Below are 20,529 nucleotides of genomic sequence, written 5' to 3' on the forward strand. Positions count from 1 at the left end.
TTCCGCATGCGCCGGCTACGGATGCCGGCCCGCTCAACGTTCGTCTCGTTTATGTCCGCAATTCCGAATTCCGACCCACCCGGTTCGTCCGCGAACCCACCCAAGCTTCATCGCGCGCTGAAGGCGCGCCACCTGACGATGATCGCCATCGGCGGCTCGATCGGCACGGGCCTGTTCGTCGCGTCCGGCGCGTCGATCTCGCAGGCCGGCCCCGGCGGCGCGATGGTCGCGTACATGCTGATCGGCCTGATGGTGTACTTCCTGATGACGAGCCTCGGCGAGATGGCCGCGTTCATGCCGGTGTCGGGTTCGTTCGCGACCTACGGCGCGAAATACGTGGACGAAGGCTTCGGCTTCGCGCTCGGCTGGAACTACTGGTACAACTGGGCCGTGACGATCGCGGTCGAACTCGTCGCCGCGCAGCTCGTGATGCACTACTGGTTTCCGGACGTGCCGGGCGTGTGGTGGAGCGCGGCCTTCCTCGGCGTGATGTTCCTGCTCAACGCGCTCACTGTGCGCGGTTTCGGCGAAGCCGAATACTGGTTCGCGCTGATCAAGGTCGTCACCGTGGTCGCGTTCATCGGCGTCGGGCTGCTGATGATCTTCGGCATTCTGAAGGGCGCGCCGGGCAACGGCTGGGGCAATCTGACGATCGGCGACGCGCCGTTCGCGGGCGGGCTGCCGGCGTTGATGGGCGTCGCGATGATCGCGGGCTTCTCGTTCCAGGGCACCGAGCTGATCGGCGTCGCGGCCGGCGAATCGGAGAACCCGCGCACGACGATCCCGCGCGCGGTGCGCCAGGTGTTCTGGCGGATCCTGCTGTTCTACGTGTTCGCGATCTTCGTGATCGGCGTGCTGATTCCCTACACCGACCCGAACCTGCTGAAGACGGACGTGACCGACATCGGCGTGAGCCCGTTTACGCTCGTGTTCCGCCACGCGGGCCTCGCGTTCGCGGCCGGCGTGATGAACGCGGTGATCCTGACGGCCGTGCTGTCGGCCGGCAACTCGGGCATGTACGCGTCGACGCGCATGCTCTACACCCTCGCGACCGAAGGCCGCGCGCCGAGGGTCTTCGCGAAGCTGTCGCGGGGCGGCGTGCCGCGCAACGCGCTGTATGCGACGACCGCCGTCGGCGCGCTGTGTTTCTTCACGTCGCTGTACGGCGACAAGACCGTGTACCTGTGGCTCCTGAACACGTCGGGGATGACGGGCTTCATCGCGTGGCTCGGCATCGCGGTCAGCCATTACCGCTTCCGCAAGGGCTACGTGAAGCAGGGTTATGTGCTCGACCAGCTGCCGTACCAGTCGAAGTGGTTCCCGTTCGGCCCGCTGTTCGCGTTCGTGCTGTGCCTCGTGATCGCGCTCGGCCAGGATTACCAGGCGTTCCTCGCGAACCGGATCGACTGGGCCGGCGTCGCCGCGACCTACGTCGGCATTCCGCTGTTCCTCATCGTGTGGCTCGGCTACCGGTTCCTGAAGAAGAGCCGCTTCGTGCGCTACGAAGACATGGAGATCGCGCCGTGGATCGCCGCGAACCGCGGCGCGCAGCGCCAGCCGGTGGCGAACCGCGAAACCGCGGGCTGACGCGGGCGCGGCAGGCGGCCGCGCGACGGACGTTGAAACGGGAAGCCGCGTGCTTCCCGTTTTTTTTGCCCGGCTTTCGCCTGCACGGGGTCAAAGCCGGTTATATTGCCCGACCCTACCGGGCCACGGCCCGGCCGGCGCGACACGCGCGGCGCGGATCGGCATCCGGCGTGCGCGGCGCGCGGCGGCCGGCGAGATGCCCGGCGTTTTCATCGTTCCATCCGGGCCGCCTGGCCCGCGGAGCGCGCAACCCAGAGGAATCCATGAGCGCATCACCCGCCGAGCGGAAGGCCGGACCCGTTTCCATCGTGCGAATCGAAGCCGCGATCAACGCGTGGCGCGAAGTGTACCCGCCGGCGCCGGACGGCGAGGACGGCTACGCGCTGGACGCCGGCAGCAACTGCCTCGCCGAGCTGTACGGCACGATGATCTGCTATCGGTTGCCGGACGTGCCGCTCGACACGCTGAGCGACGCGCAGCGCGACGCGCTCTACGCGACCGAGGTGTGATGCGCGGTCGCGACGTCATCGCGATGCCACCGCGATGAAACGACGGGAAGCCCGCGGGCTTCCCGTTTTGCTTTGCGCGGTGCGGCGCGTGGCGGCGGGCGCCGCCTGCGGTATCGTGACGACATCGTCCGGCCGGGGTGTGCGCCGGATGGCTGTCCGGGAGACATCAACATGGAGTTGAGACATCTCCGCTACTTCGTCGCGGTGGCCGAAGAGCGGAATTTCACGCGGGCGGCGGAACGGCTGCACATCGCGCAGCCGCCGCTGAGCCGGCAGATCCAGCAGCTCGAGGAGGCGCTCGGCGTGCCGCTGTTCGAGCGCAACGCGCGGCCGCTGAAGCTGACCGACGCGGGGCGCTTCTTCTATTCGCACGCGGTGCAGTTGCTCGCGCAGACGACCGAGCTCGAATCGATGACGAAGCGGGTCGGCAAGATCGAGCGCAGCATGTCGGTCGGCTTCGTCGGCTCGACGTTGTACGGGATGCTGCCGAAGATCATCCGGCGCTTTCGCAGCGAGTATCCGGCGGTCGAGCTGAGCCTGCACGAGATGTCGACGATGGACCAGATCAAGGCGCTGAAGGAAGGGCGCATCGACGTCGGGTTCGGCCGCATCCGCCACGAGGATCCGAGCGTGCGGCGCGTCGTGCTGCGCGAGGAGCGGATGATCGTCGCGCTGCCGGTCGGCCATGTGCTCGACAGCGCGAAGCCCGTGCTGTCGCTGCACGATCTCGTGAACGACACGCTGATCATCTTCCCGAAGGCGCCGCGCCCGAGTTATGCGGACCAGGTGCTCGCGGCCTTCCACGATCGCGCCTTGCAGCCGCGCAAGATCTACGAGACGCGCGAGCTGCAGATCGCGCTCGGCCTCGTCGCGATGGGCGAGGGCGTGTCGGTCGTGCCGCACAGCGTGTACGGGCTGAAGCGCGACGACATCAGCTACAAGCCGCTCGACGATCCGAACCTCGTGTCGCCGATCATCATGAGCATGCGGATGCTCGACGAATCGGAGGACATCCGTGCGATGCAGGCACTGATCTACCGGCTGTACGACGAAGCGCAGATGGAGTACCTGCCGCCGCAGCCCGAATGAGCGCGCGGGCGGTAGGGGCTTGCTTGACGCGGTGCGCGCCGGCAGGCCACCATGACCCGATTCGATGCGGCCGCCGGTGTGCGGCCGCTTTCACGCAGACGACCGACCCATGACCGATATCGTGACCGAGGAGACGACCGTCGGGACGCCGCAAGGGCGTCTCTTCGCGAAACGCTGGCGTGCGCGTGCGGCGCACGACGCGTCCGCGCCGATCGTGCTGCTGCACGATTCGCTCGGCTGCGTCGATCTGTGGCGCGATTTCCCCGCGCAGCTCGCCCGCGCGACGCAACGCGACGTGATCGCCTACGACCGCCTCGGGTTCGGCCGCTCGGATCGCCATCCGGGGGCGCTCGGCACGACATTCGTGCGCGACGAGGCCGACCATGCGTTCCCAGCGGTGCTCGCGCAACTGGGTGTCGATGCGTTCGTCGCGTTCGGGCACAGCGTCGGCGGCGGGATGGCGGTGGGCTGTGCGGCCGCGCATCCGGAGCGTTGCCGTGCGCTCGTGACGGTCGCCGCGCAGGCGTTCGTCGAGGATCGCACGCTCGCCGGCATTCGCGAGGCGGCGCGGCAGTTCGACGAACCGGGGCAACTCGACCGGCTCGCGCGCTATCACGGCGACAAGGCCGAATGGGTGCTGCGCGCGTGGGTCGACACGTGGCTGTCGCCGGCGTTTCGCGACTGGCGTCTCGACGACGAACTGCCGCGCGTGCGATGCGCGACGCTCGCGATTCACGGCGAGGACGACGAATACGGCTCCGACGTGCATCCGAAGCGGATCGCCGCGCGCGTCGCGGGGCCGTCGTCGTTCCTGTTGCTCGCTCGATGCGGGCACATGCCGCACCGCGAGCGGCCGGACGACGTCCTGGCCGCCGTCGCGACGCTCCTGCGCGACGCGGGCGCCTGAGCACGCCCGCCCCCGGCGGGCGGGTGCCCGCCGGACGTCAGAACGACAACTGGATCGCGAGATCGATCGCGAGCAGCGCGATCGAGCAGCCGATCCCGAGGATCACGTTCGGCAGCCGGTGCTCGAAGTCGCGATTGTCGCGGCGCATCGCGGCGCCGAGCAGGAAGATCGCCTCGACGACGATCTGCAGCCCGACGAACAGCAGCATCAGCAGGTACTCGTAGCCCATCTGCTTGAACGCGGCGAAGTGCATCCCGTGATCGCGAATCCACTGGCCGACGCGCAGCAGTTCGTACGCGAACAGCAACGCAGGGAACAGGTAACTGATGAAGTAGGTCGGCGCGGTGGCGTGCCGTAGTTCGAGGTGGAAGTGCTGATGCGTGGTAGCCATCACAACCCTCCTTGCAACGCATGATTGCGGTCGCGACGGCGGCGCGAGTCCAGGCAGACTACGGGATTGCCCTATGCACAGTGCGCTGCCGTACGACATCAGCATACTGCCGCGCGGGAAATTTGGCATGCGGTGCGTGTGTTCGCCGCAAAAAGGTGTGTACATCGCACGACGCGGGGCGGCCGCGGCCCGTCAGCGTTTTGCTTCCGCTCCTTCGATGAACAGCTTCGCGACCGACTGAAACTCCCGTTTCAGCGACAACCCCGGCACGGTCAGCCAGCGCAGCATCGCCGCGAGATACAGGTGATGGAACCACGTCGCGAGCTGATCGGCCCGCAGCGTGCCGTTCAGTTCGCCGGCCTGCTGCGCGGCGACGATCAGTTGCTGCCACACCCGCGCGATGTCGCTGCCATTTTGTCCCGCGCTTTCCGGTTCGGCCGCCCCGATGCTCAGGAGCCGATGCCGCAGATACGCGAGCAGGTACGCGGGATGCCGCTCGCACCACGCGGCCGATGCGTCGAGCACGCAACCGATGCGCGACGCGAAGGTCCTGCGCCGCGCGACGTCGCGCTGAAGAGGCGCGAGATCGCGCGCGAGTTCGCCTTCGAGCCAGTGCGCGAGCACGGCTTCCTTCGTCGGAAAGTGGTTGTACAGCGTGCGCTTCGCGACATCGGCCTCGGCGGCGATCTGCTCCATCGTGACAGCCTCGTAGCCGTGCGCGTCGAACAGGCGCGCGGCGGTGGCGGCGAGATGCGCGAGCATCTGGATGCGCTTGCGTGCGCGGCGGCCCGGATCGTCGGTCTGAATCGGCATGGTGGGGGATTGGCTGAAAATGCACGAATTACATTAGTATACGACGTGCATTTTTGTGAATCCACCCCGTTTTCGCCGTGCAAGGAGTCGTGCATGAAGCTCGTCATCGCCACCTATGGCACCGAAGGCGATACGCGCCCGCTCGCGGCGCTTGGCCGCGCGCTGATGGACGCCGGCCACGACGTCCGGTTGCTCGCGGACGCCGCGACACTCGGGGCGGCCGCGGCGCTCGGCGTGCCGTCGGCGCCGTTGTCCGGCAAGATCCGCCGCGCGATCGCGCCGCAAGGCGCGCTGGCCGACGCGGTGCGCGGGCGCGGCGGCTTCCACGACACGTCGAAGGCGCTCGCGGCAATCGCGAATGCGAATACGGCCGCGTGGATGCGCGAAGTCGCGGATGCATCGGACGGCTGCGACGCGCTCCTCGTGTCGGGGCTTGCGTCGTTCGTCGGGCTGTCGGTCGCCGAATATCGCCGCGTGCCGGCGATCGGCACCGGCATGATCCCGATCACGCCGACCGCCGGATTCGCGTCGCCGTTCCTGCCGCCGGGGAAGGTGCCGGGCTGGCTGAATCGTGCGAGCCATCGGTTCGTGAATGCGCTGTTGTGGCAGGCGTTCCGGAACTCGACGAACGCGGCACGTGCCGGCGTGTGCGGGTTGCCGCCGCGCAAGCATGTGTGGACCGATCATCCGATGCTGTATGGCGTGTCGCCGGCGCTGCTGTCAGGCCCGGCCGACTGGCCGCCGAATGTGCGGGCATGCGGGCAATGGCGGGTCGACGGGCGTGCGTGGGCGCCGCCGTGCGATCTGTCGGCGTTTCTCGAATCGGGCGATCCGCCCGTGTACATCGGCTTCGGCAGCATGGCCGGCTTCGACCGGGCCGCCATGGCCGACGCGCTGACCCGTGCGCTCGCGGGCCGGCGCGCGCTGTTCTATCCGGGCTGGAGCGGCATCGAGGCGTCGATGCTGCCGGCACACGTTCGCGTGATCGGCGACACGCCGCACGACTGGCTGTTTCCGCGCGTATCGATGGCGATTCATCATGGCGGGTCGGGCACCACGCATTCGGCCGCACGGGCCGGCATTCCGTCGGTCGTCGTGCCGTTTGCGGGCGATCAGTTCTTCTGGGCGAACCGGTTGCAGCGGCTCGGCGTGGCCGATGCGCCCGTGGCGGGACGGCGCGTGGATGCCGCCGCGCTGGCGCGGGCCATTGCGTTCGCCGAACGGAGCGAGACGCAGGCGCGCGCGACGGAGCTTGGCACGCGCATCGCGCAAGAGGACGGTCTGGCGCTGGCCGTCAGCGCGATCGAACGATGGGCGCGTGCCGGTGCGCGGTGAACCCGCGCACCGGCATCAGAAATGCCCGGTGAACCGGTAACGGCTGCCCGGGTGCCACAGATTGGCGACCGACGCGACCAATCCCTGCGACCACGTGCGCCGATGCAGCATCAGGCATGGTTCGCGGTCGTCCATCGTCAGGTGGCGGCGCGTTTCGGCGTCGGGCATCGCGGCCTCGATCCGGTACTCGACGCGCTGCAGCGGCGCGACGCGCGTCAGGTACTGGTTCGGCGTCGTCGTCGTGAAGTCCTGCAGCGCGTATTCCGGCGCGCAGGCCGGATTGACCCAGCGTTCCTCGAGCTGCACGGGCGTGTCGTTCTCGAAATGCAGCACGCGCGAATGAAAGATCGGGCGGCCGGTATCGAGCTGCAGTTCGTCGGCGAGCTTCGCGTCGGCGACGGCCGCGCCGACCTGCAGCACCTGCGCGCGATAACCGTGGCCGCGCGCGGCGACTTCGTCCGAGATGCTGCGGATCGCGACGAGCGTCGATTCGTATTTCGGCGACGCGACATACGTGCCGGAGCCGCGCGTGCGCGTGAGCACCTGCTCGGCCGTCAGCTCGCGCAGCGCGCGGTTGACGGTCATCCGCGCGACGTTGAATTCGCGCGCAAGCTCGTTCTCCGACGGCACCTGGTCGCCTTCCGCCCATTCGCCGGCATGGATGCGCGCGAGGATGAAGTCCTTGATTTCCTGATAGATCGGTGTGGTCATGGGATCACGATTCCAGAGTCGGCAGCGGCCCGCCGCCGAATGCCGATCCGGCGCGCGCCCGGCGCCGAGTGTACCGGTTTCGCGGACGCGCCGGCCCGGATGCCCCGAATGATCCCTGTTCGGCCGGCGCGCGTCCATGCGGGATTGCACAGAGCGGCCGGCCCGCGACAGCCGGCGCGCGGTCAGAACCGATGCCGGATGCCGACCGTCGCGACGACCTGCGTATTCGTCGACGATGCCGCGAGCCCCGTCACGTTCGCGAACCCGAGCGTCGCGCCCGACGGCACGCCGAACTGGTGCTGGTACACGGTTTCCGCATACACGTCGGTGCGCTTGCTCAGCGCGTAATCGGCCATCAGCGTCACCTGCTGCCATTTCGGCCGGTGGCTGCCGGCCGCGTCGTCGTAGCGGCCGTCGGTGAACGTATAGGCGCCCGCGAGCGAGACGGCCGGCGTCAGCGTATAACGCGCGTTGACCTCGTAGTTGTCGAACCGCAGCGCATTCAGTGCACCGGGCAGCGACGACGCGGCCGTTTCGTCGAACATCGAATGCGTCCACAGCGCGCCAACCGTCAGCCGGTCGAACGCGTAGCTGCCGCCGGCGCCCATCACGCGCTGGCGCACGGCCGGGAAGTTCGCGCCGTCGTTGGTCGACAGCGCGCCGCTCGCCGTCAGCCCGCCGCGATCGAGCTGCAGGTAAGCGGCGCCGAGGCTGACCGGCCCGTTCGCATACGACACGCCCGCGCTGTACGCGCGGTTATTCGCGAAGCCGCCGGCCGCGTTGCTGAACCCGTACAGGCCGCCGAACTGCCAGCCCGCGAGCGTCGGGCTCGTGTATTTCACCGCGTTGTCGATGTAGAACGAATCGTCGATGTTGTCGTTGTCGAACGGGTGCGACGCGAGGTTGTTGCCGTCGCCGTTGTTGGCCATCGCGAGCGGGCCGAGATAGTCGACCACGGCGTCGTACTGGCGGCCGAGCGTCAGCGCGCCGTATCGGTCGCTCTGCAGGCCGACGTACGCGCGGCGCCCGAACATCGTGTTCTTGTAGGACTGCGTGCCGTTGTTCAGGTTGAAGCCGTTCTCGAGGCGGAACAGCGCATGCAGGCCGCCGCCGAGATCCTCGTTGCCGCTCAGGCCGAAGACCGTGTTCGACAGCAGGCCGCTGCCTTGCTGCCACGCGCTTTTGCCCGACTGGTTGTTCGTATAGGCGATACCGGCATCCAGCATCCCGTAGAGCGTGACGCTGCCTTGCGCATGCGCGGCGGCGCCGAAGAACGCGAGGGAGAGGGTGCCGACGACTGCTTTTTTCATTGCGTGTGCTTCCTGGAAAGGCCCGTCGAGACGGGAACGACGATTCGCCGCGCGGGTCCGTGCGGATCCGCGCGTTCGAATCGATGAAAGGCGCGTGACGCGAGTCACGCGCGGCGGCGAACGCCGGTTAGTGCTGCAACAGGCGGATCGTGCCGAACTCGGCGGCCGGCAGTTCGCGCAGGATCGACAGGATGGCCGGCGACGCCTGCGATCGCGCGACTTCGAACTCGATGCACGCGCGCCCGGTGCGGCGGTCGATCACGGCCGTATAGAAATTGAGCGCGGCGCCGACGGCCCGATGCAGCTGGCGCCGCACGGCCGCGAGGTTGTCCGATTCGACGCGGATCGACAGCAGCACGAGGTCGTCGTCGGGACACGTGCGCCGCGAACGCACGGGCAGCAGATCGTGTGAAGCGGCGGATTCGGTTCTGGTCGGTTTCATGCATGCATCCCCGGGTCGCCTCGTGCCGTGCAGCGTGGCGATCTCGTCTTTGACATGACGCCCATTCTAGGAATCGCGGTGACGATACGGTGTATAGACTCGCGCCGGGCCTGAAAAGAACGCATAAAAACGGCATTGGCCGGCCCCGGATCGATCCCCGCGATGCGTCGACGCGCCCCGCCCTCGGCCGTGGCACCCGTTGACGGAGCTGCTGTCCGGTTACCGGCTGGTCGGGTTGGGAAGCGGACGGCATGCGGCACGAGGTCTAGACAGGTTTCGCGCGGCTCCAGGCTGGGGCAGTCTGCCGCGAGAAAGCCTTCATTCAACATCGTGTAATCGTTAATTAATTGAAAGTTAAGGAAAATTCCGGACCACGACCATAATCAGCCGACAATTAGAGATAAACACGGATTGCTGGCACCTTCCCGAAAAAGGCAAAGTTGTATGTACAACTTGGAGCGCCGCCGAAAGGGGCATATCCGGGTTGGAAGGGTTCGCGGCGGGCAGTCCGGCCGGAACCCGGCCCAGTTCGCCTTTGACAGGAACACGATGAAGAAACTCGCGCTCAGTATTGCCCTTGCCTGCATCGCGGTCGGTGCTCACGCCAAGGATTGGTCGACGATCCGGTTCGGCGTCGACGCCAGCTACCCGCCGTTCGAATCGAAGGATGCAAGCGGCAAGGTCGTCGGCTTCGACGTCGATCTCGGCAACGAGATCTGCGCCCGCCTGAAGGCGAAATGCGTATGGATCGAGAACGACTTCGACGGGATGATCCCGGCGCTGAAGGCGAAGAAATTCGACGGCGTGCTGTCGTCGATGTCGATGACGCCGGCGCGCGCCGAGCAGATCGCGTTCTCCGACAAGCTGTTCAACACGCCGACGCGCCTCGTCGCGAGGAAGGGCGCGAATCTGCAGCCGACGGCCGAATCGCTGAAGGGCAAGTCGGTCGGCGTCGAGCAGGGCACGATCCAGGAAACCTATGCGAAGGCCTACTGGGCACCGAAGGGCGTGCAGGTCGTGCCGTACCAGAACCAGGACGGCGTGTACCAGGACCTGATGTCGGGCCGTCTCGACGCGGCGCTGCAGGACGCGGTGCAGGCGGACATCGGCTTCCTGAAGACGCCGCGCGGCGCGAACTTCGCATTCGCCGGCAAGGACATCGACGATCCGAAGACGCTCGGCAACGGCGCCGGCATCGGCCTGCGCAAGGACGACGCCGACCTGAAGGCGAAGATCGACCATGCGATCGCCGACATCATCAAGGACGGCACGTACAGGAAGCTCGAGAAGAAGTACTTCGCGTTCGACGTCTACGGCGGCTGAACGTCCATGCGGCGCGCATCGGTTGTGGCGCGCCGCGTTAGTGACCGGGTGCAACCCGCGTCGCGCGATGCGTCCGACTTGATGAGCAGCGTGCATCAGGTTGTGCGCAGATATCGTTTGATACACGGCTAATGGCTATTGACAATCCAGCCACCTCGCTCTGGACCCCACATATGATCTTCCAAGGATTTGGCCCGCTGCTGTGGGCCGGCACGGTCGAGACCGTGAAGCTCGCGGTGCTGTCGCTCGCCGCGTCGCTCGTGCTGGGCCTCATCGGCGCGAGCGCGAAACTGTCGACGAACCGCATGCTCAAGTCGATCGGCACCTTCTACACGACGCTGATCCGCGCGGTGCCGGACCTCGTGCTGATGCTGCTGCTGTTCTACGGGATCCAGATCCTGCTGAACAACTTCACCGACATGCTTGGCTGGGACCAGATCGACATCGACCCGTTCGTGGCGGGCGTCATCACGCTCGGCTTCATCTACGGCGCGTACTTCACCGAGACGTTTCGCGGCGCGTTCCTCGCGGTGCCGCGCGGCCAGCTCGAAGCCGGCTTCGCGTACGGGATGAGCGGCTGGCGCGTGTTCCATCGCATCCTGTTTCCGCAAATGATGCGCTTCGCGCTGCCCGGCATCGGCAACAACTGGCAGGTGCTCGTCAAGGCGACCGCGCTCGTGTCGATCATCGGCCTGGCCGACGTCGTGAAGGCGTCGCAGGACGCGGGCAAGAGCACGCTCGATTTCTTCTTCTTCACGCTGGCTGCGGGCGCGATCTACCTCGCGATCACGACGGTGTCGAACGTCGTGCTGCATCACCTCGAGAAGCGTTATTCCGTCGGTGTCCGGAGGCTCGCACTGTGATCGAACTCGTCAGCCAGTACTGGCAAAGCTATCTCTATTCCGACGGCTACCGCTTCAGCGGCCTCGCGATCACGCTGTGGCTGCTGGTCGTGTCGATCGCGCTCGGTTTCGCGCTCGCCGTGCCGCTCGCGATCGCGCGTGCGTCGTCGAACCGCTGGATCTCGGGCCCCGTCTGGCTCTACACGTACGTGTTCCGCGGCACACCGCTCTACGTGCAGTTGCTGATGTGCTACACGGGCATCTACAGCCTGCAGGTCGTGCACGACCACGTGCTGCTCGACACGTTCTTCCGCAACGCGATGAACTGCACGCTGCTCGCGTTCGTGCTGAACGAATGCGCGTATGCGACGGAGATCTTCGCGGGCGCGATCAAGGCGACCTCGGCCGGCGAGATCGAGGCCGGGATGGCCTACGGGATGTCGCGCTTCAAGCTGTATACGCGCATCATCCTGCCGTCCGCGCTGCGCCGCTCGCTGCCGAGCTACAGCAACGAAGTGATCCTGATGCTGCACGCGACGACACTCGCGTTCACCGCCACCGTGCCCGATATCCTGAAGGTCACGCGCGACGTCAATTCGGCGACTTACATGTCGTTCCAGGCCTACGGCATCGCTGCCGTGCTGTATGCCGCCGTCGTGTTCACGCTCATCTGGGCGTTCCGCAAGCTCGAGACGCGCTGGCTCGCGTACCTCGCGCCGCGCAGCCATTAACGCATCCGCACGATTCGCAACGAAGGACCCAGCATGTACAAGCTTACCGTTGACAACCTGCACAAGAAATTCGGCGACAACGAGGTGTTGAAGGGCGTGTCGATGAAGGCGAAGGCCGGCGACGTGATCAGCATCATCGGTTCGAGCGGCTCCGGCAAGAGCACGTTCCTGCGCTGCATCAACTTCCTCGAGCAGCCGTGCTCGGGGCAGATCACGATCGGCAGCGAGCCGATCCAGACCACCCGCGACCGCAACGGCGCGCTGCGCGTGGCCGACCAGAAGCAGCTGCAACGGATGCGCACGAAGCTGTCGATGGTGTTCCAGCACTTCAACCTGTGGGCGCACATGACGGTGCTCGAGAACGTGATCGAGGCGCCGATGGCCGTGCTCGGGATCGGCAAGGACGAAGCGATCGCACGCGCGCGCACGTATCTGGAGAAGGTCGGGCTCGCGCCGCGCGTCGAGGGCATGTATCCGTCGCACCTGTCGGGCGGCCAGCAGCAGCGCGTCGCGATCGCGCGTGCGCTCGCGATGGAGCCGGAGGTGATGCTGTTCGACGAACCGACGTCGGCGCTCGATCCCGAACTGGTGGGCGAAGTGCTGAAGGTGATGCAGAAGCTCGCCGAGGAAGGCCGCACGATGGTCGTCGTCACGCACGAGATGGGCTTCGCGCGCAACGTGTCGAATCACGTGATCTTCCTGCATCAGGGGAAGATCGAGGAGGAAGGCGATCCGCAGGAGATTCTCGTGAATCCGAAGAGCGAGCGGCTCGGGCAGTTTCTGTCGGGGCGCTTGAAGTAGGAGACGGCTTCATAAAGGCCCCGTGGGATCGGTCTCGCGCGGCGTTCAGGCGAGCAGGCGGCGCTCGAACGGGTAGTCGGACAGCAGTTCGAGCTGGCCGTCGTCGCGGACGTAGACCTGTTCCTCGAGCTTCACGCCTTCGCCTCCGTCCTCGTGGCCGATGTAGCTCTCGATGCACAGCGTCATGCCGGGTTCGATCACGCCGTCGTAGCCCTTTGCATCGTTGTCCTCGCGATGACAGATATACGGGTATTCGCCTGTCATCCCGACGCCGTGGGCCAGCGCGAAATAGCGGCGTGCGCGATACGGCTGCGGGATCTGCCACGCCTTCGCGATGAATTCCTGGAACGTGGTGCCGGCCCTTACGTTCTCCATGTTCGTGTGGATCTGCTCATAGGCGAGGCGGTACAGCGTCTTTTGCGCGGCGGACGCGGGACCGTCGCCGCAAAGAAAAGTGCGCGAGAAATCCGCGTAGTAGCCGAAGCGGCCCACCACGTCGGTATCGAGCCCGACCAGTTCTCCCGCCTGGATCTTGCGTGGGCTGCTTTCCTGGAACCATGGATTCGTGCGCGGGCCCGAGCTTATCAAGCGGGTCTCGACATAGTCACCGTCGGTCTCGATCACATGCTGATGCAGGTACGACCACAGCTCGTTCTCGCTGATGCCGGGCACGAGGGCGGCCTCGAGCTTGCGCACACCCGCTTCCGCCGCGCGCAGTGACGCGCGGATCATCTTGATCTCGTTCGGCACCTTGATTGCACGGGCGCGTTCGAGCGGCTCCTGGGCGTCCGAAATCTCATAGCCGCGCGCTTGCAACGCAAATGCGGCCGCCGATGTCGCACTTTCGATCGCGATCCGCTTGCCGCCACCGCACGAGCGAACCAGATCGTCAATCTCGTCCGCCCAGCGCTCCGTGATCTGACGCAGCATGTCGTCACAAAAGTAGTACGAAATCGCGGTCGCGGGCCGGACTTCATCCACGGTATCGAGTCCGTCGGCCAGGAATTCGCATCCCGCGTATTCGAACAGCACGACTTTTCCCTCGGCCGGCACGAACAGATAGCGTGCGGGATTGCGCATCGAATACACCTGCATGTTGCGAGAGCCGGTGGCGTATCGCATGTGGGTAGGGTCGAACAGGATAGCGGCGGTCAGGTCGCGTTTCTTCAGTTCGCGGCGAACCGCGGCAAGCCGGTCGCGCTGGATCTGGGCGATTTCGTCGGCGGTAGGCTCGCAATCTTCCGGGCGGTGAGTCGGTCGAAGCATCGTCATGATGGCAGGGGTAACGTTATAAGTGTCAGTACAGCGAAGTAATGGGATGGGTCTACCCATCGGGAAATCGCATCGTCAGTCGACCAGGTTGTCCGCGCGGACCAGTGTCTGTTCGGCTTCCAGATGTATTTCGGATACGCGGCCGTACAGCTGGCGGGTTCGCTCGAGGCGGCCGACCACCCCGGGCTTCTTCGAATAGGCGAAGATCGTAGTGTGACGATCGATGTCGCCGCGCACCTGGGTCACGCGGTGCAGCGAGAAACGGCCCTTGAACAGTTGCAGATCGCCCGGCTGCAGCGTAATCACGCTGATCGGCGTGCGCGTCTCTCCGCGCACCACTGCGCCGACCGCATCGTAGTTTTCACCCTCGGGCGACCGGATGTTCGGGCAGTACTCGAAATCGCCGCCTGCCGTGGGCTGCTGCGTCATCATCGACACGATGAATTCGTTGGTGTCGTAGTGCCACGGCTGTTCGGTGCCGGGCGGCATGACGTTCTGAACCAGTCCGGCGTACGGGTCCGCGTATTCCCAGATCTGCGTTTCGCCGAGACATGCAGCGACGAATTGCTTCATCGCACGCGCCACGTAAATCCGGTGAACGATTGCATCGGCCGGGATCACGTCGCGCGTGACGAAGCCGCTCGTGCGATCCATAAAGATGCGGCGCGGATCCGTGGCGGGCAACGACGGATCGTCGGCGGTGAAATACGCATTGACCTTGCGGCTCGAGAAATAAGTTTTTTTCGCGAAGCCGAGCCCTTCGACGCGCGCCTGTTCCAGTGCGGTGGGGCGCAGGAAGCCGCGCAACACCGCGCTGCCGCTGGCGGTCAGCTGGGCCCGGCACGTTGCGAGCAGGTCGCGCATTCCGGCGTGCCCGGGGTCATGCAACGGATAGTGGTCGGTATCGACGATGTCGCTCAGATCAGTACATTCTGCGTCGGCGAGAGGCGGGCTTGCTTGCACGGTTGGCTCCAGTTTCGAGGGGTGAGGCGTTTGTGGCCTGAATTGTTTTCGACAACAATCGGCCTATCGATGCGTCAATGATTCGATCGAAAAATTCCCTTGGATAACGAGTAATTTCGATGACTGACATCAGCGAACCCGATTGGTCTCAACTCAGCTCGCTCGACGGAGAACTGGTGCGCGCGTTCATCACGGTGGTCGACAGCGGCGGTGTGACCGCCGCAGCCAGGCAGATGCACCGGACGCAATCGACGATCAGCCTTCGCATCCGTACGCTCGAAGAGCGGCTGGAAACGCACCTGTTTCTGCGCGACAGTCGCCGTCTGGCATTGTCGCGAGACGGGGAAAACTTCCTGATCCATGCGCGCCGCATCATTCAGGTGCAGAACGAAGCGATAGCGGCACTCAAACGCACGAGCGCTCATGGCGTGATTCGCTTCGGCTTGCCTGAGGATTACGCGGAGCTCTGGTTGCCCGATCTGCTCGAAAAGTTCTATCGCCTGCGGCCGGATGCGCGCCCGCATATCGATTGCAGAATGTCGCTGGAGCTGATCGAGCGCCTGCAGGCGGGCGAACTCGATCTGGCACTGGTCGTCAGGCACGGCGCGCAAAGCGGTGGGCGTCATCTCGGCCGCGAGGACGTGGTGTGGGCCGCGCATCGCGATTTCGTGTTACCGGGCGGCGCGTCCGTGCCGCTCGCGCTGTTTCCGGAAACATGCTGCTACCGTCAGCGTGGACTCGCGGCACTGGCGGCACTCGGGCGGCAGTATCACGTGATCTACACGAGCCAGAGCCCGACCGGCATCAAGGTCGCCGTCAATCACGGTGCGGCGGTGACGATCATCGACCGCTGCACGCTGCCCGCGAACTGGCGCGTGCTGGACATGGAAGACGGCTTGCCGGCGCTGCCGCCCGCAGATCTCGAGCTGCTGCGCTCACCCGGCAGTCGCAATCCTGCAGCCGACGATCTGGCTCTGCTGATCGAGACGATGGTCGAGGAGCGCCGCCGCGCGGCGAGCGCGCCGTCGCCGGCCTGAATGATCGTGCATCGCATCCCGTAGCCTCGCGGGAGCCGGGCCCAACGCAACGACGCGATCGTTCGGCCTCTCCGATGGTCCCTATCGGAATTCCTCGCTGTCAAAACGAAATTGGCGCAATAAATATATCTGTGAGCGAACGGATGACCGTTGCCACGGATGCCGGTGTCCGCGCGATCGCTCCCGCCCGGTTCCATCGGCCGCGTTATGCCTTGCCTCAGTGCATTCCCCATTCAATAGGAGCCCTTCTCATGATCCTGTCGTTGCTTGCCCGCCTGTTTATTGTCACCATGCGTCGCCCGGTACTCGGGCGGTTCATGCTTTTCTTCGCGCTATCGGTTTCGGCGTCGGCGCACGCCGCCGGCAACGGAACGGTGGTGATCGGAGTGAACAACTGGGCCGAGAATATCGCGGTCGCGAATCTGTGGAAGGCGCTGCTTGCGGAAAAAGGCTACGACGTCACGCTGCAGTCGGGCGACAAGGCGATCATCTATAACGGCGTCGCGCAGGGCAAGCTCGATCTGACGTTCGAAGTCTGGCTGCCATCCGCGGACGGCCCGCCGTACGATGCGATCAAGTCGCGCGTCGAGAAGATCGGCCCGTGGTTTCCCCGCGCTCAGCTGGGCCTCGCGGTGCCCGATTACGTCGCGATCGACAGCATCGACCAGTTGAACGCACATGCCGCCCAGTTCAGCCACGACGGCAAGCCGACGATTTTCGGCATCGAACCTGGCAGCGGCCTGATGAAACTGACGGGCGAGGCGCGCACCGCTTATGCGCTCGACGCGACTGTGTTGCCGTCATCGGAGGCTGCGATGTTGCTCGCGCTGGATCGCGCGGCAAAGCGTCGCCAGCCGATCGTCGTCACGCTGTGGAATCCGCATTGGGTGTGGGCGAAGTATCCGATGCACTACCTGAAAGACCCGAAGCAGGTGTTCGGTCAACCCGATGCGATCTATGCAATCGCGAAGGCCGGCTTCAGTCAGACACGTCCGGATGTCGCGCGCTGGCTCGGTGCATGGAAGATGGACGACCAGACGCTCGGCTCGCTGATGAACGATATCCGTGCCGCCGGTGAATCCGATCCGCAGAAGGGTGTCGCGCGATGGATCGCGTCGAATCGCGCCCGGGTGGGTGAATGGCTACGCTAAGAGCCGGTTTCTCGAAGACTGCTTTGCATGCCGGGTATTCCTGCGGATCAGGCGGCAACCCAGTTTGAGAAACGCGCCATGAATGTCGGCGCGGCGATGATCGCGCAAACGCTGCTGACGGGCAGGGCTGCGCACGCGGGCGTCGCGCCGCTGCAAACTGGAACGCTAAATGCTTGTCACGCGTGATCCTTTCGATGAAGGAGCACAGCGATGAGCGAGCAGACCACCACCGCTTTTTCCCACGTGAAGCCGCAGGACACCGCCTATCAAGGCGAGGGCCTGCGCGACTTCTTCCTGTACCGCGATCTCGGCATCGCGGCCGCGACGAACGGCAAGGTCGTCGCGCAACTCGTCAGGGCAAACCATGCACCGGAGGCGGGCACCGGCTGGCACCGTCACGAGGCCGAGTTCCATATCGTGATCATGCTGAAGGGCTGGGCACGCTTCATGTATGGCGAACAGGAAACGCTGGTAGCCGCCGGCGACTGCGTGCACCAGGCGCCGGGGATCGTCCACTACCTGTTCGACTATTCGCCGGACATGGAGTACCTGGAGATCGTCGGGCCCGCCGATTTCAAGTCGATCGACGTCGACGGGCCGTGCGCGGTACCCGCGCCGACGCCGTGGGGCGAGGCGGGCGCATAGCTTGCCGGGTTTCCGGCGCGCGCCGGGCGCATGCTCGAGACCAACCGCCTTCGGGCGGTTTTTTATTGAGCTGTGGACTGCTGCGACCCGCCTCCCGCTTCGGAACGTTGCTTCGAATTCCAAACCGTTGCGGCGCTGAAGATCCGGAAAGAATAGAAAGACATTCGTCAGCTTCGGGCGCCGATTCGCGACGCGATGTCAAAGATCGTCAATTGCGCGGCCGCGCGGTGCACGGCCGGTCGACGACCGGCGTTAAGGAGTGACCAGCCGGATCACCGGCTGATTTATCCGGGAGAGTTTCACCATGAACCGCATCGCGAAGATCCTGACGGCAACCGCACTGGCTTGCGCCGTGCTCGTGCCGGCACTGGCCGAAGCGCATTCGCACCGCGTGTGCCATTTCGATCATCACCACCATCGCGTGTGCCGCTGGGTGCGGTAACCGTGGCTTTGCCCGGGGATGCCCGGGACGTTTTCATCATTCAGGCAAATCAGGAGAGGACCATGAAAAAAACGATGTTGATCGCCGCGCTGGTCGCCGGCATGGGTGTGTCGATCGGTGCGTTCGCGCAGGTTCCGGCCAGCGCGCCGGCCGGCACGACCGGGCTGTGCAAGGACGGCTCGTTCTACTCGGGCGCATCGAAGAAGGGCGCCTGTGCGGGCCACAAGGGTGTGAAGACGTGGTACGGCGCATCGGCCGCCGCTGCAGCGAGCGCACCGGCCGCGGCGCCGGCCACGGCGGCGTCCGCCGCGCCGGCATCGGGCACGGCACCCGCGAAGAGCGCCGCCGCGACGACGGCAGCCGCGCCGGGCGGCGGTGCGGGCAAGGTATGGGCGAACGACAGCACGAAGGTCTACCACTGCTCGACCGACAAGTACTACGGCAAGACGAAGCACGGCAGCTACATGTCGGAAGCCGACGCGAAGGCGAAGGGCTACCACGCGTCGCACGGCAAGGCCTGCTCGTAACGCGCGGTGCCGGCGCGCGAGTGCCTTCGCTCGCGCGTCGTCCGAACGCCGCAGCAAACGTCGCCCCGCCTCTTCGGCGGGGCGATTCGTTTGCGGCGACGCGCACGCTCAGTGCGCGTGATGCGATCGTGTTTCCGTCGTTGCGTCGCTCCCGGTTGCGCGCGCATCGAGCAGGGCGCGCAGCGTGACGTAGTGGGTGCCGCTTGGGTCGCCTTCCGCATTCGCGGTGCGATCGTACGGCTCGTTGTCGTGGATCGTCGCCCGCACGATCGGATAGATCTGCGTTTCCCACCGGCTGCCGTTGAACACGCCGTAGTGCCCCACACCCGTCTGAACGTGGTGCGTCTTCAGATACGACGGTAACCCCGAACACAGTTCCTGCGCGGCCACCGTCTGGCCCACCGCGCAGATATCGTCCTTCTCGCCTTCGACCGTCAACAGCGCGGTGCGATGAATCGCCGCCGGTTCGACGAGCCGGTCGCCGACCGTCAGCTCCCCGCGCGCGAGCGCGTATTGCTGGAACACCTTCTCGACCGTTTCCAGATAGAACTCCGCGGTGAGGTCGGCCGTCGCGAAATATTCGCCGTAGAAATGCCGCAGCGTGTCGGCTTTCGCCGGGTCGCCTTTCGCGCGCTGGTAGTACAGATCGGCGAACGACGCCGCGTGCCGGTCCGGGTTCATCGACATGAACGCGCCGACCTGCACGAAGCCCGGATACACGCACCGCTGCGCGCCGACGAAGCCCGCCGGCACGACGCTGATCAGGTTGCGCGCGAACCATTCGATCGGCTGGCTCGTCGCGAGCGCGTTGACCTTCGTCGGATTCACGCGGCAGTCGATCGGGCCGGCCATCAGCGTCAGGCTCGCGGGCTGCGCCGGATCGCCGCCGGCCGCCATCAGCGAAACCGCCGCGAGCGCGGCGACCGTCGGCTGGCAGATCGCGAGCACGTGCGCGTCCGGGCCGATCTGGCGGATGAAGTCGATCACGTGCGCCACGTATTCGTCGAAGCCGAAGCGCCCGGCCGTCAGCGGGATGTCGCGCGGGTTGTGCCAGTCGGTGATGTACACGTCGTGATCGGCCAGCATCGTCTGCACGGTGCCGCGCAACAGCGTCGCGAAGTGTCCGGACATCGGCGCGACGATCAGCACGCGCGGCTGGCGTGCGACGGGCCGCGCCTTGCGGAAGTGCAGCAGCGTCGCGAAGGGCGTGACGGCCGCCGCTTCCTCGACGATCGGCACCGTGTCGCCGTCGACGGCGATCGATTCGATTCCGAACGGCGGACGCCGGTGCGAGAATGCGCAGCATTCGAGCAGTTCGCACAGCGCGTCGAGCATGCGGCCGGTCGGCGTCGACGTCGAGGGCGGCCACAGCGACATCGTCGCACGGGTGGCGGCCGCCCATGCGCGCGCCGGGCGCACGCATTCGGCAGACCATTGGTAAAACGGATAGGCAAGCAGGTTCATGGCCGTCGCTCGTTGCGCCGCGTTGCAAGGAACGAGGCAAGCCGTGTGCCAGCATGCGGCTGGCACGCGCGTTGCACGCGGTTCGGAAACGCGGCGGCGCGGGCGGCGCAAGACGACGGGCAGGTGCGGTCGATGCGTGGCCGCACCGCTCCGGCGTGCGATGCGTGTCGCGACACCGTGCGGCGCTGCGCCAGTTCGGCGAATGGGCCGCACAGGCGTGGTGCGGATCACGGCGTG

The 20,529-nt window shown here is 65.9% G+C and carries 23 protein-coding genes; 15 read left to right on the forward strand and 8 right to left on the reverse strand.

Translation table 11 applies throughout. From position 1 onward, the window contains the following. The first annotated feature begins 51 nt into the window (after positions 1-51). From VXM69_RS05045 to VXM69_RS05060, 4 genes are all read left to right on the forward strand, one after another. Positions 52-1,587 carry an amino acid permease gene (locus VXM69_RS05045; protein ID WP_367189099.1) on the forward strand — a complete coding sequence of 512 codons (1,536 nt, stop codon included), beginning with the start codon at positions 52-54 and terminating at the stop codon, positions 1,585-1,587. A 263-nt stretch (positions 1,588-1,850) separates the two neighbouring features. Further along, positions 1,851-2,096, forward strand: coding sequence for a DUF3717 domain-containing protein (locus VXM69_RS05050; protein ID WP_031399027.1), 246 nt, complete (start codon positions 1,851-1,853; stop codon positions 2,094-2,096). 171 nt (positions 2,097-2,267) lie between these two features. Further along, complete coding sequence (locus VXM69_RS05055) at positions 2,268-3,185, forward strand: LysR family transcriptional regulator (protein ID WP_021157347.1); 918 nt, start codon at positions 2,268-2,270, stop codon at positions 3,183-3,185. A gap of 109 nt (positions 3,186-3,294) precedes the next feature. Then, entirely contained in the window at positions 3,295-4,092 is a 798-nt protein-coding gene (locus VXM69_RS05060; protein WP_059558527.1) for an alpha/beta hydrolase, read from the forward strand. Positions 4,093-4,129: 37 nt separating this feature from the next. Here the strand turns inward: VXM69_RS05060 and VXM69_RS05065 are convergent, their stop codons facing one another. Beyond that, positions 4,130-4,483 carry a hypothetical protein gene (locus VXM69_RS05065; RefSeq protein WP_367189100.1) on the reverse strand — a complete coding sequence of 118 codons (354 nt, stop codon included), beginning with the start codon at positions 4,481-4,483 and terminating at the stop codon, positions 4,130-4,132. A gap of 192 nt (positions 4,484-4,675) precedes the next feature. Beyond that, entirely contained in the window at positions 4,676-5,296 is a 621-nt protein-coding gene (locus tag VXM69_RS05070; RefSeq protein ID WP_034185615.1) for a TetR/AcrR family transcriptional regulator, read from the reverse strand. A 93-nt stretch (positions 5,297-5,389) separates the two neighbouring features. On the opposite strand from VXM69_RS05070, the gene VXM69_RS05075 reads away from it, so the two are divergent. Further along, complete coding sequence (locus tag VXM69_RS05075; RefSeq protein ID WP_367189101.1) at positions 5,390-6,631, forward strand: glycosyltransferase; 1,242 nt, start codon at positions 5,390-5,392, stop codon at positions 6,629-6,631. A 15-nt stretch (positions 6,632-6,646) separates the two neighbouring features. Here VXM69_RS05075 and hutC read toward each other — a convergent pair whose 3' ends face one another. The 3 genes from hutC to VXM69_RS05090 all read right to left on the reverse strand — a co-directional run bounded on the left by hutC (position 6,647) and on the right by VXM69_RS05090 (position 9,094). Further along, positions 6,647-7,342: a histidine utilization repressor gene (gene hutC, locus VXM69_RS05080; RefSeq protein WP_034185960.1), complete on the reverse strand. Its 696-nt coding sequence runs from the start codon at positions 7,340-7,342 to the stop codon at positions 6,647-6,649. Between the two features lie 182 nt (positions 7,343-7,524). Continuing rightward, positions 7,525-8,652 (reverse strand): porin, encoded by a 1,128-nt coding sequence (locus VXM69_RS05085; protein WP_059558519.1) that lies wholly within the window; start codon positions 8,650-8,652, stop codon positions 7,525-7,527. A gap of 127 nt (positions 8,653-8,779) precedes the next feature. Next, positions 8,780-9,094, reverse strand: a complete 315-nt coding sequence (locus VXM69_RS05090) for a hypothetical protein (protein ID WP_367189102.1) — start codon at positions 9,092-9,094, stop codon at positions 8,780-8,782. A 549-nt stretch (positions 9,095-9,643) separates the two neighbouring features. On the opposite strand from VXM69_RS05090, the gene VXM69_RS05095 reads away from it, so the two are divergent. From VXM69_RS05095 to VXM69_RS05110, 4 genes are all read left to right on the forward strand, one after another. Next, the gene (locus VXM69_RS05095; RefSeq protein ID WP_034185618.1) at positions 9,644-10,417 is read left to right on the forward strand and encodes an ABC transporter substrate-binding protein; all 774 of its coding nucleotides are present in this window, start codon (positions 9,644-9,646) and stop codon (positions 10,415-10,417) included. 173 nt (positions 10,418-10,590) lie between these two features. Next, positions 10,591-11,280 (forward strand): ABC transporter permease, encoded by a 690-nt coding sequence (locus tag VXM69_RS05100; protein WP_034185619.1) that lies wholly within the window; start codon positions 10,591-10,593, stop codon positions 11,278-11,280. Continuing rightward, positions 11,277-11,990, forward strand: a complete 714-nt coding sequence (locus VXM69_RS05105; RefSeq protein WP_034185620.1) for an ABC transporter permease — start codon at positions 11,277-11,279, stop codon at positions 11,988-11,990. The genes VXM69_RS05100 and VXM69_RS05105 overlap by 4 nt, the downstream gene beginning before the upstream one ends. A 33-nt stretch (positions 11,991-12,023) precedes the next feature. Further along, a complete protein-coding gene (locus VXM69_RS05110) occupies positions 12,024-12,791 on the forward strand; it encodes an ABC transporter ATP-binding protein (RefSeq protein ID WP_034185621.1) in 768 nt (255 codons plus the stop codon). Positions 12,792-12,836: 45 nt separating this feature from the next. Here the strand turns inward: VXM69_RS05110 and VXM69_RS05115 are convergent, their stop codons facing one another. Together VXM69_RS05115 and VXM69_RS05120 are read right to left on the reverse strand one after the other, a co-directional pair. After that, positions 12,837-14,063 (reverse strand): Xaa-Pro peptidase family protein, encoded by a 1,227-nt coding sequence (locus VXM69_RS05115; RefSeq protein ID WP_034185622.1) that lies wholly within the window; start codon positions 14,061-14,063, stop codon positions 12,837-12,839. Between the two features lie 75 nt (positions 14,064-14,138). Beyond that, entirely contained in the window at positions 14,139-15,026 is an 888-nt protein-coding gene (locus VXM69_RS05120) for a hypothetical protein (RefSeq protein ID WP_367189103.1), read from the reverse strand. A 119-nt stretch (positions 15,027-15,145) separates the two neighbouring features. Between VXM69_RS05120 and VXM69_RS05125 the strand changes: the two genes are divergently transcribed. The 6 genes from VXM69_RS05125 (at position 15,146) to VXM69_RS05150 (ending at position 18,828) form a co-directional block, all read left to right on the forward strand. Beyond that, positions 15,146-16,063, forward strand: coding sequence for a LysR substrate-binding domain-containing protein (locus tag VXM69_RS05125; RefSeq protein WP_049035786.1), 918 nt, complete (start codon positions 15,146-15,148; stop codon positions 16,061-16,063). A 143-nt stretch (positions 16,064-16,206) separates the two neighbouring features. Next, positions 16,207-17,214: a glycine betaine ABC transporter substrate-binding protein gene (locus VXM69_RS05130; RefSeq protein WP_367189104.1), complete on the forward strand. Its 1,008-nt coding sequence runs from the start codon at positions 16,207-16,209 to the stop codon at positions 17,212-17,214. A 27-nt stretch (positions 17,215-17,241) separates the two neighbouring features. After that, on the forward strand, positions 17,242-17,400 hold the full coding sequence (locus tag VXM69_RS05135; protein ID WP_185733030.1) for a hypothetical protein: 159 nt from the start codon (positions 17,242-17,244) through the stop codon (positions 17,398-17,400). A gap of 24 nt (positions 17,401-17,424) precedes the next feature. Then, positions 17,425-17,859: a cupin domain-containing protein gene (locus VXM69_RS05140; protein ID WP_049035781.1), complete on the forward strand. Its 435-nt coding sequence runs from the start codon at positions 17,425-17,427 to the stop codon at positions 17,857-17,859. A 304-nt stretch (positions 17,860-18,163) separates the two neighbouring features. Then, positions 18,164-18,301 (forward strand): HHHH-motif protein, encoded by a 138-nt coding sequence (locus VXM69_RS05145; RefSeq protein ID WP_006488624.1) that lies wholly within the window; start codon positions 18,164-18,166, stop codon positions 18,299-18,301. 62 nt (positions 18,302-18,363) lie between these two features. Further along, complete coding sequence (locus VXM69_RS05150) at positions 18,364-18,828, forward strand: DUF3761 domain-containing protein (RefSeq protein WP_034185626.1); 465 nt, start codon at positions 18,364-18,366, stop codon at positions 18,826-18,828. Positions 18,829-18,936: 108 nt separating this feature from the next. Here VXM69_RS05150 and VXM69_RS05155 read toward each other — a convergent pair whose 3' ends face one another. Next, complete coding sequence (locus VXM69_RS05155; RefSeq protein ID WP_367189105.1) at positions 18,937-20,292, reverse strand: polyhydroxyalkanoate depolymerase; 1,356 nt, start codon at positions 20,290-20,292, stop codon at positions 18,937-18,939. Positions 20,293-20,529 lie beyond the last annotated feature (237 nt).

The sequence above is a fragment of the Burkholderia sp. Ed8 genome (assembly GCF_040761425.1).
GTDB classification, from domain to species: Bacteria; Pseudomonadota; Gammaproteobacteria; order Burkholderiales; family Burkholderiaceae; genus Burkholderia; species Burkholderia seminalis.

Excerpts from the sequence above, each read along its gene's own strand:
- VXM69_RS05045 (WP_367189099.1), top strand. The coding sequence starts at position 52 with ATGTCCGCAATTCCGAATTCCGACCCACCCGGTTCGTCCGCGAACCCA.
- VXM69_RS05050 (WP_031399027.1), top strand. The coding sequence starts at position 1,851 with ATGAGCGCATCACCCGCCGAGCGGAAGGCCGGACCCGTTTCCATCGTG.
- VXM69_RS05055 (WP_021157347.1), top strand. The coding sequence starts at position 2,268 with ATGGAGTTGAGACATCTCCGCTACTTCGTCGCGGTGGCCGAAGAGCGG.
- VXM69_RS05060 (WP_059558527.1), top strand. The coding sequence starts at position 3,295 with ATGACCGATATCGTGACCGAGGAGACGACCGTCGGGACGCCGCAAGGG.
- VXM69_RS05065 (WP_367189100.1), bottom strand. The coding sequence starts at position 4,483 with ATGGCTACCACGCATCAGCACTTCCACCTCGAACTACGGCACGCCACC.
- VXM69_RS05070 (WP_034185615.1), bottom strand. The coding sequence starts at position 5,296 with ATGCCGATTCAGACCGACGATCCGGGCCGCCGCGCACGCAAGCGCATC.
- VXM69_RS05075 (WP_367189101.1), top strand. The coding sequence starts at position 5,390 with ATGAAGCTCGTCATCGCCACCTATGGCACCGAAGGCGATACGCGCCCG.
- hutC (WP_034185960.1), bottom strand. The coding sequence starts at position 7,342 with ATGACCACACCGATCTATCAGGAAATCAAGGACTTCATCCTCGCGCGC.
- VXM69_RS05085 (WP_059558519.1), bottom strand. The coding sequence starts at position 8,652 with ATGAAAAAAGCAGTCGTCGGCACCCTCTCCCTCGCGTTCTTCGGCGCC.
- VXM69_RS05090 (WP_367189102.1), bottom strand. The coding sequence starts at position 9,094 with ATGAAACCGACCAGAACCGAATCCGCCGCTTCACACGATCTGCTGCCC.
- VXM69_RS05095 (WP_034185618.1), top strand. The coding sequence starts at position 9,644 with ATGAAGAAACTCGCGCTCAGTATTGCCCTTGCCTGCATCGCGGTCGGT.
- VXM69_RS05100 (WP_034185619.1), top strand. The coding sequence starts at position 10,591 with ATGATCTTCCAAGGATTTGGCCCGCTGCTGTGGGCCGGCACGGTCGAG.
- VXM69_RS05110 (WP_034185621.1), top strand. The coding sequence starts at position 12,024 with ATGTACAAGCTTACCGTTGACAACCTGCACAAGAAATTCGGCGACAAC.
- VXM69_RS05115 (WP_034185622.1), bottom strand. The coding sequence starts at position 14,063 with ATGACGATGCTTCGACCGACTCACCGCCCGGAAGATTGCGAGCCTACC.
- VXM69_RS05125 (WP_049035786.1), top strand. The coding sequence starts at position 15,146 with ATGACTGACATCAGCGAACCCGATTGGTCTCAACTCAGCTCGCTCGAC.
- VXM69_RS05130 (WP_367189104.1), top strand. The coding sequence starts at position 16,207 with ATGACCGTTGCCACGGATGCCGGTGTCCGCGCGATCGCTCCCGCCCGG.
- VXM69_RS05135 (WP_185733030.1), top strand. The coding sequence starts at position 17,242 with ATGCCGGGTATTCCTGCGGATCAGGCGGCAACCCAGTTTGAGAAACGC.
- VXM69_RS05140 (WP_049035781.1), top strand. The coding sequence starts at position 17,425 with ATGAGCGAGCAGACCACCACCGCTTTTTCCCACGTGAAGCCGCAGGAC.
- VXM69_RS05145 (WP_006488624.1), top strand. The coding sequence starts at position 18,164 with ATGAACCGCATCGCGAAGATCCTGACGGCAACCGCACTGGCTTGCGCC.
- VXM69_RS05150 (WP_034185626.1), top strand. The coding sequence starts at position 18,364 with ATGAAAAAAACGATGTTGATCGCCGCGCTGGTCGCCGGCATGGGTGTG.
- VXM69_RS05155 (WP_367189105.1), bottom strand. The coding sequence starts at position 20,292 with ATGAACCTGCTTGCCTATCCGTTTTACCAATGGTCTGCCGAATGCGTG.